This window comes from uncultured Vagococcus sp. (assembly GCF_963518325.1).
Classification (GTDB): domain Bacteria; phylum Bacillota; class Bacilli; order Lactobacillales; family Vagococcaceae; genus Vagococcus_D.
Genome location: NZ_CAUQJB010000015.1, coordinates 49,906 through 70,371 on the forward strand (window position 1 = coordinate 49,906; position 20,466 = coordinate 70,371).

21 protein-coding genes are annotated in these 20,466 nt (G+C 40.6%); all 21 read left to right on the forward strand.

Annotated elements, in window-relative coordinates:
* Positions 1–25: 25 nt before the first annotated feature.
* Positions 26–1,375 carry a GHKL domain-containing protein gene (locus tag RWN13_RS13190; RefSeq protein WP_314064378.1) on the forward strand — a complete coding sequence of 450 codons (1,350 nt, stop codon included), beginning with the start codon at positions 26–28 and terminating at the stop codon, positions 1,373–1,375.
* A 4-nt stretch (positions 1,376–1,379) separates the two neighbouring features.
* Positions 1,380–1,607, forward strand: coding sequence for a hypothetical protein (locus RWN13_RS13195; protein WP_314064381.1), 228 nt, complete (start codon positions 1,380–1,382; stop codon positions 1,605–1,607).
* 127 nt (positions 1,608–1,734) lie between these two features.
* Positions 1,735–1,986 carry a hypothetical protein gene (locus tag RWN13_RS13200; protein ID WP_314064384.1) on the forward strand — a complete coding sequence of 84 codons (252 nt, stop codon included), beginning with the start codon at positions 1,735–1,737 and terminating at the stop codon, positions 1,984–1,986.
* A 95-nt stretch (positions 1,987–2,081) separates the two neighbouring features.
* The gene (locus RWN13_RS13205) at positions 2,082–3,245 is read left to right on the forward strand and encodes a galactokinase (protein ID WP_314064387.1); all 1,164 of its coding nucleotides are present in this window, start codon (positions 2,082–2,084) and stop codon (positions 3,243–3,245) included.
* 86 nt (positions 3,246–3,331) lie between these two features.
* Positions 3,332–4,321: a UDP-glucose 4-epimerase GalE gene (galE, locus tag RWN13_RS13210; RefSeq protein WP_314064390.1), complete on the forward strand. Its 990-nt coding sequence runs from the start codon at positions 3,332–3,334 to the stop codon at positions 4,319–4,321.
* Positions 4,322–4,336: 15 nt separating this feature from the next.
* A complete protein-coding gene (galT, locus tag RWN13_RS13215; protein ID WP_314064393.1) occupies positions 4,337–5,815 on the forward strand; it encodes a UDP-glucose--hexose-1-phosphate uridylyltransferase in 1,479 nt (492 codons plus the stop codon).
* Between the two features lie 29 nt (positions 5,816–5,844).
* Positions 5,845–6,837 (forward strand): LacI family DNA-binding transcriptional regulator, encoded by a 993-nt coding sequence (locus tag RWN13_RS13220; protein WP_314064477.1) that lies wholly within the window; start codon positions 5,845–5,847, stop codon positions 6,835–6,837.
* A 183-nt stretch (positions 6,838–7,020) separates the two neighbouring features.
* Positions 7,021–7,584 carry a thymidylate synthase gene (locus RWN13_RS13225; protein WP_314064396.1) on the forward strand — a complete coding sequence of 188 codons (564 nt, stop codon included), beginning with the start codon at positions 7,021–7,023 and terminating at the stop codon, positions 7,582–7,584.
* A gap of 116 nt (positions 7,585–7,700) precedes the next feature.
* On the forward strand, positions 7,701–8,420 hold the full coding sequence (gene tsaB / locus RWN13_RS13230; protein ID WP_314064399.1) for a tRNA (adenosine(37)-N6)-threonylcarbamoyltransferase complex dimerization subunit type 1 TsaB: 720 nt from the start codon (positions 7,701–7,703) through the stop codon (positions 8,418–8,420).
* A complete protein-coding gene (gene rimI / locus RWN13_RS13235; RefSeq protein ID WP_314064402.1) occupies positions 8,404–8,955 on the forward strand; it encodes a ribosomal protein S18-alanine N-acetyltransferase in 552 nt (183 codons plus the stop codon). Before tsaB ends, rimI (RWN13_RS13235) begins: the two co-directional genes overlap by 17 nt.
* Entirely contained in the window at positions 8,952–9,407 is a 456-nt protein-coding gene (rimI, locus tag RWN13_RS13240) for a ribosomal protein S18-alanine N-acetyltransferase (RefSeq protein ID WP_314064405.1), read from the forward strand. Before rimI (RWN13_RS13235) ends, rimI (RWN13_RS13240) begins: the two co-directional genes overlap by 4 nt.
* A gap of 51 nt (positions 9,408–9,458) precedes the next feature.
* Positions 9,459–10,487: a tRNA (adenosine(37)-N6)-threonylcarbamoyltransferase complex transferase subunit TsaD gene (gene tsaD, locus RWN13_RS13245; protein ID WP_314064407.1), complete on the forward strand. Its 1,029-nt coding sequence runs from the start codon at positions 9,459–9,461 to the stop codon at positions 10,485–10,487.
* A gap of 246 nt (positions 10,488–10,733) precedes the next feature.
* Positions 10,734–11,525, forward strand: coding sequence for a 30S ribosomal protein S2 (gene rpsB / locus RWN13_RS13250; protein ID WP_314064410.1), 792 nt, complete (start codon positions 10,734–10,736; stop codon positions 11,523–11,525).
* A gap of 127 nt (positions 11,526–11,652) precedes the next feature.
* Positions 11,653–12,531 (forward strand): translation elongation factor Ts, encoded by an 879-nt coding sequence (gene tsf / locus RWN13_RS13255; protein WP_314064412.1) that lies wholly within the window; start codon positions 11,653–11,655, stop codon positions 12,529–12,531.
* A 270-nt stretch (positions 12,532–12,801) separates the two neighbouring features.
* A complete protein-coding gene (gene pyrH, locus RWN13_RS13260) occupies positions 12,802–13,524 on the forward strand; it encodes a UMP kinase (RefSeq protein ID WP_314064415.1) in 723 nt (240 codons plus the stop codon).
* A 3-nt stretch (positions 13,525–13,527) separates the two neighbouring features.
* Positions 13,528–14,085: a ribosome recycling factor gene (gene frr / locus RWN13_RS13265; protein ID WP_314064418.1), complete on the forward strand. Its 558-nt coding sequence runs from the start codon at positions 13,528–13,530 to the stop codon at positions 14,083–14,085.
* A gap of 385 nt (positions 14,086–14,470) precedes the next feature.
* Complete coding sequence (locus RWN13_RS13270; protein WP_314064421.1) at positions 14,471–15,295, forward strand: isoprenyl transferase; 825 nt, start codon at positions 14,471–14,473, stop codon at positions 15,293–15,295.
* 2 nt (positions 15,296–15,297) lie between these two features.
* Positions 15,298–16,104 (forward strand): phosphatidate cytidylyltransferase, encoded by an 807-nt coding sequence (locus tag RWN13_RS13275; protein ID WP_314064424.1) that lies wholly within the window; start codon positions 15,298–15,300, stop codon positions 16,102–16,104.
* A gap of 95 nt (positions 16,105–16,199) precedes the next feature.
* Positions 16,200–17,360 carry a 1-deoxy-D-xylulose-5-phosphate reductoisomerase gene (locus tag RWN13_RS13280; protein ID WP_314064427.1) on the forward strand — a complete coding sequence of 387 codons (1,161 nt, stop codon included), beginning with the start codon at positions 16,200–16,202 and terminating at the stop codon, positions 17,358–17,360.
* Complete coding sequence (rseP, locus tag RWN13_RS13285) at positions 17,357–18,643, forward strand: RIP metalloprotease RseP (RefSeq protein ID WP_314064430.1); 1,287 nt, start codon at positions 17,357–17,359, stop codon at positions 18,641–18,643. Before RWN13_RS13280 ends, rseP begins: the two co-directional genes overlap by 4 nt.
* Positions 18,644–18,675: 32 nt before the next feature.
* Positions 18,676–20,391 carry a proline--tRNA ligase gene (locus tag RWN13_RS13290; protein ID WP_314064433.1) on the forward strand — a complete coding sequence of 572 codons (1,716 nt, stop codon included), beginning with the start codon at positions 18,676–18,678 and terminating at the stop codon, positions 20,389–20,391.
* Positions 20,392–20,466: the final 75 nt, after the last annotated feature.

Consider the following 20,466-nt stretch of genomic DNA (forward strand, 5'->3'; position numbering starts at 1 on the left):
TCAGGTGAAAGAGGGAGGTCTTGGCATGAATGGGTTTGCTGAGTTTATGATGACTGGACTAACAAATTTGATTTATATGACATCGGTGGTAGCTTTATTTAGTGAACTAGAAGAGGGGAAACTAGCGTTAAAAACGAAGCTTTTACTAATTGGAACAGTGGCGTTGGTACAAGTTGTGATAATTCATTGGCATCAAGTTGATTATAGTCTGGTCAGCCTGTCATTGCTGACTGTCAGTGAATTATTAGCTATTATTTTAGTTCTTAAGCTGATTTTCCGTCATAATTATTGGTACTTGATGGGCTTGTATTGTTTGGCCTATTTATTTTTTAGCATCGTTCCTACTATGACAGGTACTTTTGGTGTTACTTCAGTAGGGAATGGTCTGAATCTGTTGGTTTACCTTAAATCGCTGGTTCCATTTGGTCTGATGCTGGGGATATTGAGTGGTTACATAATTTATAGGCGCCCGTCTTTCTTGAAAAAGGTAAGGTTGATTTTCTGTCGGAAAGCTGTGATTATCGCGGCGATGATGGCTTATGGTGTAAATCGGATGGGAGCTTTTGTGATTAAGGAGCATGCACTTGGAATGCTTCGGATAGACAGCAGTGCTTCCAGTCTGGTAGTGATGGCATTTATGATAACTTTTTATTTTTTGTTGGTGATGCTGACGACAACAGAGGTTAATCATCATTATCAACATGCTCAAATTATGACGGGTCAAACGACGATTCTTCAGCAGGCAACCTATATGAAGCGACTGGAAGCTATTCAAGCGGAAATGGGATTGTTGCAGAACGAGTATCAAAAGGAATTAAGCAGAGGTTATCTTGATGGATCTGATGAATGGATAAAAGAGGGGCATGCTCAATTACTTAATGGAGTGGGAGAAGCCTATAAGGAAATTGAACTTAATATTAGGCAAACGACACGGCTTTCGGCAATTGGCGTTGATGATATTCGCAGTCTTGTTTTCGCAAAGTTAGTCGAAATGGAGAACCGTCAAATTACCTTTAGTCTTGTGGTAGAAAATGAGATAAAAGAGTGTTGGATGCCAGTCACTGATTTAGTGCGCTGCTTGGGTATTTTGCTGGATAATGCGATGGAGGCAGTGGTTTGCTTGAGAGAGCCTGAGGTGATTATGGGTATGATACAAAAGGAAGAGGAATTAGTCATTATGGTCCAAAATCTTTTTGGTGAGAGTGAACTGACAGAGGAAATCTGGCAAAGTGGTTTTTCGACTAAAGGAGATAACCGGGGACTAGGCTTAGGAAGCTATCAAAAGATTGTGAATAAATGTCATAATGTAGAGAGAGAGACGAAAATTGAGGGTGATTGTTTTACCCAAATAATGACCATCTCGTCTTACGAGTAACCCTATGAAAACTATCTTATTTGCCCCAGAAACCTTAAATTTAGTCAAAATGACTCGTTGTTTAGAAATTGCCAAGGAATTGGAAGTGGATTATCAGTGTTTATTTTCTAGCTACTCAGACAAAATTTCTGAAATAATTACAGAGGGTGGTTTTGAATTCCAACATTTAGAGCCTAAAATGTCAGAGGCGGATTGCCAAAAAATGATGAACTTTGACCAGTTAAAAGACTAAAGCAGCCGATTTCCTATGACCTACTGAATCAACGAAGGAAGTCAGAAATTAAGTCGATCAATGATTGCAAAGTTGATGTAGTGGTTATCGGCGGATAGGGTTAACTTGTCTGAGTTGGCGCTGATTCATGGTGGTGAAGAAACCATTTGCAGGATTAGGGGTACGAGGTGAGCTGCGTGCTGACCTTAAGCAATGTGAGGCTTATGGTAATGCCGTTGAATTAAGAAAAGGACAGCATAATGTAGAGGATTTAAAGAGAGTATTTGATAAATTACAGGGACCAGCTTTTATTGAAAAAGCTAAAAATGTGCCTCAATTAATGAATCAGGTTGATGGTGCTGAAAATGCTGCTGGAATTATTCGGAAAATACTGGACTGAGCGATGTTGAAATGCTCAGTTTTTTTGTGACTTGAATAATAAGTGAAAATGATTTATAATAAGTTTACTAAATAATTTACTGGGAGGTTTACTAGATGTTGGAAAGACTTCAAGCGGCATTTAAGGACAGGTTTAACGTAGTGAGTGAAGGTACTTTTTTTGCACCGGGACGAATTAATTTAATTGGGGAGCATACGGATTACAATGGGGGGAATGTCTTCCCTTGTTCGATTTCCATGGGTACTTATGGGATTGTTCGTAAACGTGAGGATCGAATCGTCCGATTGTTTTCGGAGAACTTGCCTGAAAAAGGCATTATTGAGTTTAGTTTAGACCAATTGAACTATCGCAAAGAAGATAATTGGGCTAATTATCCAAAAGGAATGATCAAGTATATTCAGGAAGCTGGTTATCCAATTGAGTCAGGATTTGATGCTTATTATTATGGCAATATTCCTAATGGTGCTGGTTTGTCATCCTCTGCGTCCATTGAATTACTAACAGGTGTTATTGTCCGTGATTTAATGAAGTTGGAGATGGACATGTTAGAACTGGTCAAAATTGGTAAAAAAGTGGAAAATGAATTTATTGGTGTAAATTCTGGAATTATGGATCAGTTTGCCATCGGTATGGGACAAAAAGATATGGCAATTTTACTGGATACTAATACGCTTGAATTTGAGATGGTCCCTGTTAAACTAGGTGAGTATGTGATTGCCATTATGAATACGAATAAGCGTCGTGAGTTAGCTGACTCAAAATACAATGAACGTCGCAGTGAATGCGAAGAGGCCTTGGCTCGTTTGCAAAAAGGACTGGCTATCAAAGCCTTAGGTGAATTGGATAATGAGACCTTTGAAGCGAATATTGAGTTAATTGGCGATGAGACATTGATTAAAAGAGCTCGTCATGCTGTGACGGAAAACCAGCGAACACTAAAAGCGAAGGCGGCTTTAGAGGAAAATCGTTTAGAGGAATTTGGGTTGTTGTTAAATGCTTCTCATGAATCTTTGGCACATGATTATGAAGTGACAGGGATTGAATTGGATACCTTGGTTTATGCGGCTCAAAAACAACCAGGAGTTTTAGGTGCCCGCATGACAGGTGCTGGTTTTGGTGGCTGTAGCATCGCTTTGGTCAAAGAAAGTAAGTTGGATCATTTTATTAAGGAAGTCGGTGAAGCCTATCAAGAGGCCATCGGCTACCAGGCAGATTTTTATAAAGCATTGATTCACGATGGTGCAGGCAAACTATCGTAGTTATTTGACAGGTAATTTGGTAAAATGGATGAGGTAAGATGGGTCTTATTGAATAAAATGACTGATACAAAGAAAGTGGGATATTAATGACAATTTTAGTATTGGGTGGAGCAGGTTATATCGGCTCCCATGCAGTGGATCAATTAATTGAAAAAGGCTATGATGTAGCGGTGATCGATAATTTACTGACAGGCCATAAGGCGGCTGTTCATCCCAAGGCGCGCTTTTATAAAGGGGATATTCGTGACAAAGAGTTTATGCAAGAGGTGTTTGCTAAAGAGACGGTTGAAGGAGTTATCCATTTTGCAGCCAGTTCTCTTGTTGGCGAGTCTGTGGAAAACCCCTTGAAATATTTTAACAATAATGTTTATGGCACTCAAATTTTATTGGAAGTAATGGCCGAGTTTGCTGTTAAGAAAATTGTCTTTTCATCTTCCGCCGCTACCTATGGTGAGACTAAGGAGAACCCGATAAAAGAAACGACAGCAACGAATCCAGAGAGTCCTTATGGTGAAACCAAATTAATGATGGAAAAAATGATGAAATGGACGGATGTGGCACATGGCATCAAATACGTGGCCTTGCGTTACTTCAATGTAGCGGGAGCAAAACTGGATGGCAGTATTGGTGAAGATCACAAGCCAGAAACCCATCTGGTGCCAATTATTTTGCAAACGGCCTTAGGTCAACGCGCTGAAATTACGGTTTTTGGTGAAGACTATGAGACGCCAGATGGGACTAACATCCGTGATTATGTTCATGTGGTTGACTTGTGTAATGCTCATATTTTAGCCTTGGAGTATTTGGCTAAGGAAGAGACGAGTAATATCTTTAATCTAGGTAGTAGTGAAGGTTTTTCTGTTAAGCAGATGATTGAAGCGGCTCGAAAAGTCACTGGGAAAGAAATACCAGCTAAAATAGGTCCACGTCGGGCAGGTGATCCTGCTAGCTTGGTAGCGTCTGCTGCCAAAGCTCAGGAGCTATTAGGGTGGCGTCCTGAACATACCAATGTGGACACAATTTTTGAATCAGCTTGGCAGTGGCATCAAGCTCATCCAGCTGGGTATGACGATTAGAAAGGGGAGAGTAGTGTGTCTGTTAGTCAATTAGTTGAAGAATATACGACTCTCGCCATTCGCTCAGGTGGTTGGATGGAAATGGATCGACTATATTTACGTAATCGCCTGTTAAGTTTGATTGGTGAGAGTGAATTTTTAGGAGCGGAACGAGCCGAACCTAGAGCTGGACTGGAATTATTGGATGCATTAGTTGAAGTGGGAATCAGCAATCAGGTTACAGGCGATTCGCTTCCGGAACGTGAGATATTAGAAGCGAAAATTGGTGATTTATTGACACCACCGCCTTCCGTCGTGAACGCGTTGTTTGCAGAACGTTATGATAAGGATCCAGTTGATGCGACGGATTACTTTTTTGATATAAGTCGTCAAAATAATTACATTAAAACGAGAGAAATTGCTAGCAACATTGTGTTTCCTGTTGAGACAGAGTATGGTGAATTAGAAATTACCATTAATTTATCTAAGCCGGAAAAGGATTCCAAACAGATTGCCTTAGAGAAATCGACACCCTCTGCTAACTATCCTAGATGCATGCTGTGCATGGAAAATGAGGGATACGAGGGGCGTTTGAATTATCCGGCGCGAACGAATCATCGTTTGATTCGGATGAACATTGAAGGCGAAAGTTGGGGACTTCAATATTCCCCTTATGCCTATTATAACGAGCACAGTATTTTCTTGTCGGAAGAACATCGGCCAATGGTTATTAGCCAAGATACCTTTAAGCGTTTGTTAACAATTGTTGAAATTTTTCCTCATTATTTTGTAGGGTCTAATGCGGACCTCCCGATAGTTGGCGGGTCTATTTTATCTCACGATCACTATCAGGGTGGAAGGCACACTTTTGCAATGGCCAAAGCGCCCATAGAGACGGAAATTGCTTTGCCACTCTTTAAAGAAGTGAGTGGAGGTATTGTTAAATGGCCAATGTCTGTGATTCGCCTCCAAAGTAATAATAAACAACAGTTGATTCAAGCTTCTTATTATATTTTGGAGCAATGGAAACAGCATTCAAATGAGGGCCTTGGAATTCAGGCGTTTTCCGAAGATGGAACCCCTCATCATACGATTACCCCGATTGCTCGTCGAGTGGATGAGTTATACGAGCTGGATTTAGTGTTGCGAGACAATAATGTTTCCTCAGAACATCCTGAGGGGATTTTCCATCCTCATCATGATGTACAACACATAAAAAAAGAAAACATCGGATTAATTGAAGTCATGGGATTAGCTGTTTTACCGCCCCGATTAAAAGAAGAATTATTAGAAGTGGAGCGTTATTTATTAGGGCACGAAAATCACATGGCGGAGTATCATTTACCTTGGGCCGAAGAGTTAAAATCTCGTTTAACTATCAGTGCGGATTCGATTCACCAACAGGTTTTGCAAGAAGTCGGCTTGATATTTGCTAGAGTATTGGAAGATGCTGGAGTCTTTAAGCGAGATGAAGCGGGTCAAACTGGCTTCCGCCAATTTACTGATGGCTTGTAAGATGAGAAGAAAAGGAAAGGGTGAGTAAAATAGCCACAATCAAAGATATCGCAGAACGCGCAAAAGTCTCACCTGCAACTGTTTCTCGAGTCTTAAATTACGACAGTGAATTATCGGTTAGTGATGGGACGAAAAAGCGGATATTTGAAGCGGCTGAGGCGTTGAACTATACGAAACATAAGCGTCAACCTAAGTTGCATTCAGGTAAATTAGCTTTAATTCAATGGTATGAAGACCAAGAAGAATTAGAAGATTTGTATTACTTGGCCGTTCGTATGGGCATTGAGAAAAAAGCCGAGGAACTAGGTATTGAAATATTAAAAGTGACATTGGAGTCTTTGGATGAGGTGCAAGATGCAGATGGCTTGTTAGCACTTGGTAAATTCTCTTCTAAAGAAGTTGCGATGTTTGGCAAGCAAACGGACAATTTGTTATTTGTTGATTTTGATGCCATGGCATTTGGCTTTGATTCGTTGGTCGTGGATTTTAACCAAGGCGTGACTGCAGCCATTGATTTATTATTAAGTAAAGGTCATAGCAATATTGGGATTTTAGCAGGGGTTGAGCGGACCAAGTCAGAAAAAGAACGGATTTCTGATAAGCGACTGGCTTATTTTCGCGAAAAATTGTTGCAAGAAAATCTGTATCATGACGAATTTGTCTGGGAAAGTGATTTTTCCGTCGATGGTGGATTCAAAAAAATGCAAGAGTTGTTGGAACTTGAGGTGACCTTGCCGACTGCATTGTTTGTCTCGAACGACGCCATGGCGATTGGTGTTATTCGGGCATTGCAAGAGGCGGGGAAACGAGTGCCGGAAGACATAAGTATCATTGGTTTCAATGATATTAGTGTGGCGAAATATCTATCACCGGCCTTAACTACTGTTAAAGTTTACACAGAGTGGATGGGTGAATTAGCGGTGCAAACTATTTTAGAATCATTACAGCAGGAGGCGCCTGTTCCTAAAAAAATCACGATTGCTTCAGAGTTAGTTGAACGCCAATCGGTACAAACAATTTAATTTTCGAGACGTGAGAAGCCAATTCTTGCGTCTTTTTTCTCTTAACCGATGTTATTATGGAAAATATCAAAAGTGGACTAATGTGACCTTATTTTAGGTAAAGGGAATTGGCTGAAGACAATAAAGAGCGTGATTCATGGTAAAATAAGGCGAAGAGTATAATGGGAGGAATGAGGTAAGCTTATGGAGATGACAAATATGTTAACTGCTACGACCCGTAGCGAGCTACGGCAGTGGTTGGTCGAAAATAGTGATAGTGAAAAAGAGTGTTGGGTGAGAGCCACAGTTAAGTCAAAGGAAGAGACTCTGCGCTATTTAGATGTGGTAGAAGAAGCCCTGTGTTTTGGTTGGATTGATAGTACTAAAAAGAAGGTTGAAGGTCAAGTGTTTCAGCGTCTGTCGCCTCGAGGCAAACGAAGCCTATGGACTGAGTTAAATAAAGAACGGGTGAGACGATTGAGAAAGTTGGGACTAATGACGGAAAAAGGTGAAGCTGTCCTGCCTGAAATGTCTTTAGCCGCTTTTGTTGTGGATCCAATCATTGAAGAACGGTTGCAAATGGAAGGTCTTGATCAACTTTTTTCAGAATTCCCAACGCTCTATCAAAAAATCAGAATTGATACCATTCAAAGTTACAAGAAAGATCGGCTCCTTTTTGATAAACGTTTAGATAAATTGGTTGAACAAACCCGCGCTAATAAGATGTACGGTGCCTGGCATGACGAAGGCCGTCTACTGGACTACTAGGGTTTAGTTAGAAAAGTTTAATGGGGAAGTCATGGCTGATTATTGGCAATGACTTTTTACTGTTTATTCAGAATGTGCTACAATAGTCAAGAATTCATAGTGAAGGAATGGGATAAATGAAAGTGTTAGCTATTGATACATCTAATCAAGCTTTGGCTGTGGCAATCTGTGAGAATGATCAAGTGATTGGCCAGTATTTAGGGACAACTAATCGTAATCATAGTTTAGTATTAATGCCGGCAATTGATTTTTTAATGAAAGAAAATAAAATTAGTCCTAAAGAGCTAGACAGAATTATTGTAGCAGAAGGGCCAGGCTCCTATACAGGCTTACGGATTGGGGTCACAACGGCTAAGACCCTGGCGTGGACCTTGGGGATTGATTTAGTGGGTGTCTCAAGTTTGGCGGCACTGGCTGCCAATTCGGTTGATTTTAGCGGGTATATTGTGCCCTTATTCAACGCTCGTCGAGAAAATGTTTATACAGGAGTGTATCAGTGGCAAGAGGGCAAGCTGATTTCAATCATGGCAGATCGTCACGTGGCATTAGCTTCTTGGCTTGAAGAGTTGCAGCAATTAGATGGAAAATTGCGTTTTGTTGGAACAGATGTGGCTGCTTTTAAAGAAAGCTTAATTGAGGTGTATCCGGAAAGTGTCAGTGAACAGTGGCTGATAAATGAAGTGAATGGTCTTAGTTTGGCCAAGCTGGGCATAGAGGTGAAGCCAGTCCTTCCCATTGAGTCATTTGTGCCAAAGTATTTAAAGTTAGTAGAAGCGGAAGAAAATTGGTTGGCGAATCATGACGAACAGAGGGAAAGCTATGTCGAAAAAATCTAATTTTTTTGATAAGGTACGCGTCTTGTTTACGAAACAAATTGTCTACTTACCGAAGGAGATAGACTATCTGGATGAACCTTACTTGATTCGAGAAGTGAAATATACTGATATTCGTCATTTAATCGCCATTGAAAAAGAAGTATATGAAGGGGAAGTCCCTTGGGGCAAAACGGCTTTTTTATCGGAGTTAAATGGACCTCAAGCTGTTCTTTATCTCTTGGTGGAATACGATCAAGAGGTAGTGGCTTTTATTGGTACCCGCTTTGATGATGAAGATGGCCATATTACCAATATTGCGGTGTCAAAGGAATTTCAAGGACGGGGGCTTGCAACCACATTGCTGACGGAAGTGAAAGAGGCGTCTATGAAAAGTGGTTATGAATCATTATCATTGGAAGTGAGAGTGAGTAATATGGACGCCCAACGGCTTTATCGACGATTTGGTTTTGTGTCTCGTTCGGTGAAAAAACGTTATTATCACAGCAATAACGAAGATGCTCTCGATATGTTTTATCGTTTTGAGGAAAGCGAATGATTCGTTATAAAGAAGACTATGATAAGCATGTATTAGCAGAACGACTGTGGGAATTAAGTCAAGAGGCCTTTGATTACGGTTCACCTTGGCAGGTAGCCCAATTTTTAGCAGATATTGAAAATCCTAGTAGTTATTACTTATTGGTTGAAAAAGAATCTAAAATAGTAGCCTATCTGATTTTTCATTTAGTATTAGATGAGGCTGAAGTAATCAATATCGCCGCTATTCCGGCGTATAAAGGAAAGAACCTGGCGCAGGAGTTATTAAGTCAAGGATTGTCTAAAATGGCTTTTTTAGGGATACGTATAGTTTTCTTGGAGGTTAGAGAAACTAATTATCCCGCTATTGGGCTCTATCTAAAAGTGGGCTTTAAAGAAATCGGTCGACGAAAAGCCTATTATCATCAGCCAAAAGAAGATGGCCTGGTTATGTCTTGGGAAGCAAGTGACTAGGAGCAAATCGAAAATAACAGTAAGAAGCTTTAAACAGTAGGGAGTATAGTGATGAGTATTTTTAAGAAGAAACGTAAATTGATCTTAGCAATTGAAAGCAGTTGTGATGAAACCAGTGTTGCAGTGATAGAAGATGGTGACAGTATTTTATCGAATATTGTGGCGTCGCAAATATTAAGTCATAAACGGTTTGGTGGTGTTGTACCGGAAGTGGCCAGTCGTCACCATGTTGAGCAAATAACATGGTGCATGGAAGAAGCCTTACTGGAAGCAGAGGTGAAAACTGAAGAATTAAGCGCAGTTGCTGTAACAGAGGGCCCCGGACTGGTCGGGGCTTTACTGATTGGTATTACAGCAGCTAAAGCATTTGCATGGGCCAATGACTTACCGTTGATTCCTGTCAATCACATGGCGGGGCATATTTACGCAGCAAGTTTTGTGAAGCCTTTGGTATTTCCAATGATGGCCTTATTAGTAAGTGGTGGTCATACAGAATTAGTCTATATGAAAGAGCACGGATCCTACGAGATTATTGGAGAGACTCGAGATGACGCGGCTGGTGAGGCCTATGACAAAGTTGGTCGCGTGTTGGGATTGGCTTATCCCAGTGGCAAAGAATTGGATGAATTGGCTCACCAGGGACAGGATACCTTTGATTTTCCACGGGCCATGATGCGCGAAGCTAATTTTGATTTTAGCTTTAGTGGGCTTAAAAGTTCGTTTATCAACCGTGTCCATAACGCAGAACAAAAAGGAGAGGCCTTAGATCGACTTGATTTGGCGGCCAGTTTTCAAGCTAGTGTGGTGGAGGTGCTAGTGTCAAAAACCATACGAGCCTGTCAAGAATACGAGGTTAAACAATTGGTGATGGCTGGTGGCGTGGCTGCGAATCAAGGATTGCGGGCGGCGCTTTCCCGAGAGGTAGCAGAAGTGCTTCGAGATGTTGACCTAATCGTTCCTCCATTGCGCTTGTGTGGCGACAATGCAGCCATGATTGGAGCAGCAGCTTTTGTGGCGGCTGAAAAAGGACAGATTGCTGACTTGTCTTTAAACGCTGATCCTAGCTTAGTTTTAGAATAACGGAACTGTCTGCCATTTTTTTGGTTAGATTGGCGAAATATCTTAATGATAAAAATTAAAAACCTCTTCCAAAAGACTTGAAAAGTTTTGATGGCTAGGTTATACTGTTAAAGGTTCTGTTAATAAAGCAGAATCAACTAAACCACATCTTAAGGGATGCGTGGAGCGGTGCTCTAGTTCACTAGAGTTCTTCACACAGTAGAACTTAAGAGAGGAAAATACAAACCAAACTGGAGGAAACACAACATGGCAGTAATCTCAATGAAACAGCTATTAGAAGCTGGTGTACATTTTGGACACCAAACTCGTCGCTGGAACCCGAAAATGAAGAAATACATCTTTACAGAAAGAAACGGTATCTACATCATCGACTTACAAAAAACGGTACGTCTTGCTGATGATGCATACAACTACATGAAGAACGTTGCTGAAGATGGCGGAGTTGCTTTATTCGTAGGAACTAAAAAACAAGCTCAAGAAGCAATTAAAGATGAAGCAATCCGCGCTGGTCAATACTATGTAAACCACCGTTGGTTAGGCGGAACTTTAACTAACTGGGACACAATCCAAAAACGTATTTCACGTTTGAAAGAAATCAACAAAATGGAAGAAGACGGTGTATTCGACGTTCTTCCTAAAAAAGAGGTTGCTGGTTTAAACAAACAACGCGACCGTCTTGAAAAATTCCTAGGTGGTATCGCTGATATGCCTAGAATTCCTGACGTTATCTTTATTGTTGACCCTCGTAAAGAACGTATTGCAGTACAAGAAGCTCACAAATTAAATATTCCAATCGTTGCAATGGTTGATACTAACTGTGATCCAGATGAGATCGATGTTGTTATCCCTTCAAACGATGACGCTATTCGTGCCGTGAAATTAATCGCTGGTAAAATGGCTGACGCAATCATCGAAGGCCGTCAAGGTGAAGATGAAGTTGTGGAAGAAACATTTGTTGCTGAAGAAGTCGTTGCAGAAGAAGCAACTTCAATCGAAGAAATCGTTGAAGTAGTTGAAGGCGACAACGCTGCAGAATAATTCTTAAAACTGAAACTGTCTCAAAGGCTATTGATCCGTTGGCGAAACTAAGTAGCCCAGACCTCCTTTGAGGCAGTTTTTTTAAAATGACAATCAAGGTATATAATAACTAGGAGGTAACAAGATAATGGCAAAAATTAGTGCTGCTATGGTAAAAGAATTACGTGACGCAACAGGCGTTGGAATGATGGACGCTAAACGCGCTTTAGTTGAAGTAGATGGTGACATGGACAAAGCGGTTGATTACTTAAGAGAAAACGGTATGGCGAAAGCTGCTAAAAAAGGCGATCGTATTGCTGCTGAAGGTTTAGCTAACGTTTATATCGCTGGTAATGTGGCGGCTATTGTTGAAGTTAACTCTGAAACAGATTTCGTTGCAAAAAATGACATGTTCCAAGCTTTAGTGAAAGAAATTGCTCAATTAGTTGCTGAAAACAAACCAGCTAATATGGAAGAAGCGTTGGCAATCGAAACACCAAACGGCACAATTGAAAACATTGTGTTAGAAGCAACAACTAAAATTGGCGAAAGAATTAGCTTCCGTCGTTTTGCAGTAGCTGAAAAAACAGACAATCAAGCTTTTGGTGCTTATTTACATAATGGTGGTACAATCGTTGCGTTAGTAACCTTAGATGGTACTACTGACGAATCTGTAGCGAAAGATGTTGCGATGCACGTTGCAGCAATCAATCCTCGTTTCGTAACACGTGAAGATGTGCCTGCTGAAGTCTTAGAGCATGAAAAAACAGTTCTAACGGAACAAGCATTAAATGAAGGTAAACCAGCTAACATCGTTGAGAAAATGGTAGGCGGACGCTTACAAAAATTCTTGGCTGAAATTAGTCTAGTTGACCAACCATTCGTTAAAGATCCTGATACGACTGTTGCTAAATATGTAGCAACTAAAAACGCGACTGTTAAATCATTCGTTCGTTTTGAAGTTGGCGAAGGTATCGAAAAACGTGAAGAAAACTTTGCTGATGAAGTGAAGAACCAAATGAAATAAATAACTGTCAGATTTAGTTGGACAGTTGGGGACGCAACTGTTATGGTTTGCGCTCCCTTTTTTTAGGCAATTTTGGCTATGGTCGTAAACGAACAATTAGGCAAGGCTATGATATTGGCTGCTTGAAAGTTTGAAAAGTGAGCTCTTATGAGTGTTCTTTTGTTGAAAGTTAATGAGTATTGAGAATTTTTAACTGGAAGCCAGATAGAACATGTTCGGAATCGGTAAACTGTGATAAAATAAGGTAGTAGGAAAACGGAGGTAATATTGATGGTTGAACCTAAATATAAACGAGTTATTTTGAAAGTAAGCGGTGAAGCACTTGCCGGTGATGCTGGCTTTGGCATTAAACCCCCAACAATTGAAGAGATTGGTAAAGAAATAAAAGAAGTTCACGAATTAGGCATTGAGATTGCCATTGTTGTTGGTGGAGGAAACATTTGGCGTGGAACGATTGGCGCTGAAATGGGAATGGAACGTGCTCAAGCGGATTACATGGGGATGTTAGCTACTGTAATGAACGCCCTGGCTCTACAAGATACCTTGGAAAATCTAGGTGTGCCAACTCGAGTTCAAACGTCAATTGACATGCGTCAAATTGCTGAACCGTACATTCGCCGTCGTGCGGTTCGTCATTTAGAAAAAGGCCGTGTCGTAATCTTCGCAGCAGGTACTGGTAACCCGTACTTCTCTACGGATACAACAGCCGCTTTAAGAGCAGCTGAGATTAATGCTGATGTTATTTTAATGGCTAAAAACAATGTAGATGGGGTTTATTCATCTGATCCTAAGCATAATGCAGATGCAACGAAATTTACTGAATTAACTCATTTAGACGTTATTTCAAAAGGGTTAGCGGTCATGGATTCAACAGCAAGTTCTTTAAGTATGGATAATGATATTCCACTGGTTGTCTTTAATTTAAACCAACGAGGCAACATTAAGCGAGTTTGTTTAGGTGAGAATATCGGCACAACAGTAAGGGGGAAATAAACAATGGTTAAAGAGATTTTAGATTCAGCTAAAGAGAGAATGGTCAAAGCAGAAGAGAGTTTAAGTCGCGAATTAGGTCAATTGAGAGCTGGGCGTGCTAATGCTAGTTTATTGGACCGTGTACAAGTGTTATATTATGGAGCGCCAACGCCATTAAACGCTTTAGCGTCAATTACGATTCCAGAAGCACGTGTTTTGATGATTACGCCTTTCGATAAAAATTCAATTGAAGACATCGAAAAAGCAATTAATCAAAGTGATATCGGTATTACGCCAGCTAACGATGGTAACGTTATTCGTTTGGTGATTCCGCAATTAACGGAAGATCGTCGTAAGGATTTAGCGAAGGAAGTTGGCAAGTATGCTGAAAATGCTAAAGTTGCTGTTCGTAATATTCGTCGCGATGCGATTGATGAATTGAAGAAAAAAGAAAAAGCAAAAGATATTTCTGAAGACGAATTGCGCACTTATGAAAAAGAAGTCCAAGAGTTAACAGATAACAGCACAAAATCAATCGATAAGATTACTGTTGCAAAAGAAACGGAATTATTAGACGTTTAATAATTCCGGCCTGGTTTGCGACCAAAGTATAGAGGAGCCTCCCGACAAACCAATTGGTTTACTAGGAGGTTTTTTTATTTGCTAATCCAGTGGACAGAATTTAGTGTTACTGCAAAGTAGACTGGCTTACTCGATAATCAATGAGTTTGAGAGGGGAAAGAGTTTTCTAAGTCTTCTTTAAGGTGAATCGAATAGAACAGTCGATTGCTATAAAAGGGATTTAAGGATCAACTTTTTTTGTGGTTTGAGTAAAGAATTTAAATTATTATTTAAATTTACCCGTTAATTAGTGAGAAATCGCCGATAATCCGCTCTTTTAATAGGATTTTGTTGTTTATTTTGCTACAATGATAAAGACTAGAAAGTTTGTAAAGGGAGGCTTATGATGTTTCGTTTATTTCCTCAAAAAGAAAAGTACATCAATGCTAATACTGAATGGACTCTCGATCATGAGGGAGACATTCCAGCCCATGTAGCAGTTATTATGGATGGTAATGGCCGTTGGGCGCAAAATCGTCGTTTACCACGGATAGCCGGCCATAAAGAGGGCATGAACAATGTAAAAAAAATAACCAAGAAAGCCAGCCGCTTGGGAGTGAAAGTTTTAACACTTTATGCTTTTTCAACGGAAAATTGGAAACGACCGACAGATGAAGTTGATTATTTAATGCAATTACCTGTGGAATTTTTTGATGCTTTTGTGCCTGAGTTAATCGCTGAAAATGTTAAGGTCAATGTGATGGGATATGTTGAGTTTCTGCCAGCACATACCAAAAAAGCGGTGGCTGAAGCCATGGAACAAACCAAAAATAACACAGGTATGATTTTGAATTTTGCTTTAAATTATGGCAGTCGAGCTGAGATTTTGACCGCTGTAAATGAGTTGGTTGCTCAAGCAGTAGCAGGTGAACTGGTGACCGAGGTGACGGAAGAACTATTTTCGGAGCATTTGATGACGGCGTCTCTAGGTCATGACTTGCAAGATCCGGATCTCTTGATTAGAACGAGTGGGGAAGAGCGCATCAGTAATTTCTTATTATGGCAGATTGCTTATAGCGAGCTGTTCTTTACAGACGCTTTATGGCCTGATTTTGACGAAGAACATTTGGAACAGGCTTTGGCTTCATATCAACACCGTAATCGACGTTTTGGCGGGTTAACTGAGACGTCAGATAGCGAAAATGTTACATCGAAAGAAGGAGAAAGCTAGTTATGAAGCAACGTGTTATTACAGCAGTTGTCGCCCTGGCATTATTTATTCCAGTTATTATCTATGGCGGCTTTGCCATTCAATTAACCGCAGCAGCTTTGGCTGTCGTTGGTGTTTATGAATTGTTTAAAATGAAGGGGCTGCAATTAGTCAGTTTTGAGGGCATTTTGGCCGCTTTAGGAGCGGTTGCTCTGGTCTTGCCAAGAGAGGTTTGGTTTTTCTTTTTACCCGAGAAGTCAGACACCTATATCTTATTTTATGTCTTGATGATGGTATTGTTAACGGCTGCCGTTTTTTCTAAAAACACTTATACCTTTGATGAAGCGGCCTTTCCGGTACTGGTTAGTTTATATGTGGGAATGGGCTTCAAAAGTTTTCTATTGGCCCGTGGGACAACAGCAGATTTAACGATACTGATGTACGGTTTACTAGTGGTTTGGAGTACGGATATAGGCGCCTATATGATTGGCCGCCAGTTAGGGAAACGTAAGTTAGCGCCGGCGATTTCACCTAATAAAACCTTAGAAGGTTCTCTTGGTGGCGTGGTTTCTGCAGTTGTGGTGGCAGCGATATTTTTCATCTTTTATCCGGCTCAAAAGTATTTTGGTTATGAGATGTGGGTAATGTTGTTGTTCACCGTGATATTTTCAATGGTCGGGCAAATGGGTGATTTAGTTGAGTCTGCCTTTAAACGCCATTATGGTGTCAAGGATTCAGGAACAATTTTACCGGGCCATGGCGGTATTTTAGATCGTTTTGACAGCATGTTATTTGTCTTTCCAGTGATGCATCTCTTAGGCATCTTTTAAATGTGGGATAGCACCTTAGCTGAGAAGTGCTGGAACCTTTTGTTCCAGCCTTCTTTTGTCTGTTTAAAGCGCAATTTTAGAGTAGGAGGCTGAGTATGAAACAAATCTGTTTATTAGGGGCGACTGGCTCCATCGGAACCAGTGCCCTTGAAGTCATAACCGCTTATGCTGAACACTTTCAATTAGTCAGCTTTTCTTTTAATCAAAACATCACCCTTGGTCGACAGTTAATAAAGCAGTTTAATCCTTTGTATGTGGCTGTGGGGACTGAGGCGATTGCCAGTACCTTGCAGATGGAATTTCCTCATGTGAGTTTTGGCTATGGTGTTGAGGGGCTGATTGAAGCGGCAACCCTTTCTGAGGTTGAGTTGGTGTTGACTGGGATTATGGGCAGCGTTGGCTTAGAACCGACCTTAGCGGCCATTGAAGCTCGTAAAGAAATCGCCTTAGCTAATAAAGAAACCTTGGTTATGGGGGGCGAATTAGTCATGGCGGCGGCAGCTGAAAAACAGGTCAGAATTTTACCAGTTGATAGTGAGCATTCGGCAATTTTTCAATGCCTAGAGGGACAACCTAAAGAAAATGTGTCAGAATTACTAATCACAGCCTCTGGAGGGAGTTTTCGTGACTACACTCGGGAGCAACTAAAAGAGGTAACCGTCAAAGGGGCATTAAACCACCCAAATTGGGCTATGGGACCTAAAATAACCATTGATTCAGCGACCATGATGAATAAAGGGCTAGAAGTTATTGAAGCAAGATGGCTGTTTGGTCTGAATTATGATAAAATAAAAGTTGTTTTACATCGTCAAAGCATTATTCATTCAATGGTTATCATGCAGGATGGCGCTTATCTGGCTCAATTAGGGGCTAGCGACATGCGTGAACCGATTCAATATGCCTTAACTTATCCAGTGCGCTTGCCAATTAAAGAGCCGAAGCCCTTTGATTTAGCCAGGATTGGCAGTTTACAGTTTGAAGAGATGGATTTTGTGAGGTTTCCTTTATTAAAGCTTGCTTATGAGGTAGGTGAAGTAGGGGGAACGATGCCGACTGCTTTAAACGGCGCCAATGAAGTGGCTGTGGCAGCTTTCTTAGAAGGGCGCATTTCTTATTTGGATATTGAATATTATGTTCAACAGGCCGTAACTGACCATCAGGCTCAGGCAGTCGTCAGTTTGGAACAATTATTAGCAGAAGATCAACGAGTAAGACAGAGTGTATACAATAAAATAAAGGAAGGAGAGCGCAGATGAAAACAATTTTAACATTTATATTTGTTTTTTGTGTCATTGTCATCGTTCATGAATTAGGCCATTTTCTGTTTGCTAAATGGTCAGGAATTTTAGTTCGTGAGTTTTCAATCGGTATGGGCCCAAAGCTTTTTGCTCACCGTGGTAAAGATGGCACAACCTATACCTTGCGATTACTGCCGATTGGCGGATACGTAAGAATGGCTGGAGTTGGCGAAGAAGAGGTGGAAATCACCCCTGGACAGCCGATTTCATTGGAATTAAATGACCAGCAAGTGGTTACAAGAATTAACACCAGTCATAAGGTGCAGCTCCCAAACAGTGTTCCTATTGAAGTGATTAAGTTTGACTTAGAAGAGGAACTATATATTACGGGATATGTTAACGGAGATGAGCAGCAGGAAACTCGCTACAGTGTGGATCATGATGCCTCGATTATTGAAGGAGATGGTACGGAGGTACGTATCGCCCCTAAAGACGTCCAATTCCAGTCGGCTAAGTTATATAAACGTTTCTTGACAAATTTCGCTGGACCATTATTTAATTTTATTTTAACCTTTGTTATTTTCACGATTGTGATGTTTATGCAAGGTGGGTTAACAGAGACGGATCCTAGTAATCTGATTGGTGGCGTGGTTCAAGGTGGCGTCGCAGATGAAGCTGGTGTCAAGCCAGGTGATCGGATTGTTGAAATTGACGGCCAAAAAACAGCTAGCTTTGAAGATATTGTAACGGCTGTCGAAGCAAATAAAGATAAAAAGGTTGAGGTTGTCGTTGAGCGCGAAGGACAAGAAAAAGTTCTAAGCATGACACCTAAAAGTGAAAAGCTCAAAGATGGCAGTTCAACTGTTAGAATTGGGATTAATAGTGGTTCTAAATTTACCGAGTTGAGTTTTGGTGGCAAGATACAAGCGGCTGTAGCTAAAACGATTGCCAGCGCTACGGTTTTAATAGTCGCCGTGAAAGATTTGATTTTTGGTTTTAGTTTAAATAAACTAGGTGGCCCTGTCATGATTTTCCAAATATCCTCACAAGTTGCCAATGAAGGACTTATTGTTATTCTAAACTTTATGGCCATGTTGAGCATTAACTTGGGAATTATGAATCTATTGCCAATTCCGGCTTTAGATGGTGGGAAAATTGTCTTAAACATTGTTGAAGGGATTCGACGTAAACCATTAAGCCCTGAAAGTGAAGGGAAGATTACAATTGTTGGGTTTGCTTTTATCATGATTTTAATGGTCCTAGTGACTTGGAATGATATTATGCGTTTTTTCTTTAGGTAAAAAGTTAGAGTTGGAAAAGGAGATTTTTTTTTATGAAACAGTCAAAAATGTTAATTCCCACATTGCGGGAAGTTCCAAGTGATGCTGAAGTTGTCAGTCATCAGATGTTACTTAGAGCGGGGTATATTCGTCAAGTAACCAGTGGTGTTTACAGTTATTTGCCATTGGCGAATCGAGTGTTGGAAAAGATCAAGCAGATTATGCGAGAAGAATTTGAAGCGATTGAAGCAGTAGAAATGTTAATGCCAGCGATTGTGCCTGCTGAATTATGGGAAAAATCAGGTCGTTACGAAACGTATGGGCCGCTATTGATGAAATTACAAGACCGTCATCATCGTGATTTTATCATGGCACCCACTCATGAAGAAACCTTCGCTGAGTTGATAAAAAATGAAATTGCCTCATATAAACGTCTACCTCTGTCCTTGTATCAAATACAAACGAAATACCGTGATGAAAAACGTCCTCGTTATGGTCTGTTAAGAGGTCGAGAATTTATTATGAAAGATGGCTACTCATTCCATGCCACCGATGAAAGTTTGGATGAAGGCTATCGTTTATACGATAAGGCTTATACACGTATTTTTGAACGTTGTGGGTTAGATTTCCGTGGAATTATCGGTGACGGTGGTGCCATGGGTGGCAGTGATTCTAAAGAATTTATGGCAATCGCTGATATTGGTGAAGACACAATTTGCTATTCATCTGAAAGCGACTATGCGGCGAATTTGGAGATGGCGACGAGCCTTTATACACCGCCAAATACTCATGCGTCAATTTTAGAAAAAGAAAAGGTGGCCACACCTAATGTGGAAACGATTGACCAAGTGGTGAATTTCTTTGATAAAGGTGCGCAACACACCATTAAATCTGTCCTTTTTACAGCAGATGGTGAGTTAGTAATGGCGCTTGTTAGAGGTGACCATGAAGTCAATGACGTTAAATTAAAAAATTACTTAAAAGCTGATTTCTTAGAGCCCGCAACCCCAGAAGAAGCGTCAGACGTTTTTGGGGCGGAATTTGGCTCAATCGGACCAGTTGATTTGCCAGAAGGTGTTAAATTAGTGGCGGATTTGTACGTGCAAGATTTACAAAATGCAATTACAGGTGCCAATGAGACTGGTTTCCATTTGACCAATGTGAATCCAGGTCGAGATTTCGAACCGGTTGCTTATGAAGATTTACGTTTTGTCCAAGAGGGTGATCCGTCTCCTGATGGTGAAGGGGTACTGCAATTTACCCAAGGTATAGAAATTGGGCATATCTTTAAATTAGGGACTCGTTACAGTGAGACTATGGGGGCGACGGTTTTAGATGAAAACGGTCGTGATATCCCGGTCATTATGGGCAGTTATGGAATCGGCGTTAGTCGTTTAATTTCAGCGATAGTGGAACAAAACGCTGATGAAAATGGCATGAACTGGCCTAAGGGAATTGCGCCATTTGATTTACATTTGGTGCCGATTAACTTAAATGATGAGTACCAAATGAAGCTAACAAAAGAAATTGAAGATGTGATGCTTCAAGCGGGTTACGATGTGTTAGTAGATGACCGTAAAGAGCGGCCAGGCGTTAAGTTTAAAGACGCCGATTTAATTGGTTTGCCAATTAGAATTACGATTGGTAAAAAAGCGGTAGACGGTATTGTGGAAGTTAAGATTCGCCAAACGGGTGAAACCCTTGAAGTTCGCAAAGACGAGTTGACAAGTACCTTGAGTATTTTGTTAAATCCTGAAACCAACGACTAGTTGATTGGAAAAATAGCTCAAAAAAGAGTATAATAGAAATGTAAAAGAGGCACCTCAGCAATTCTTTTGTTGAGT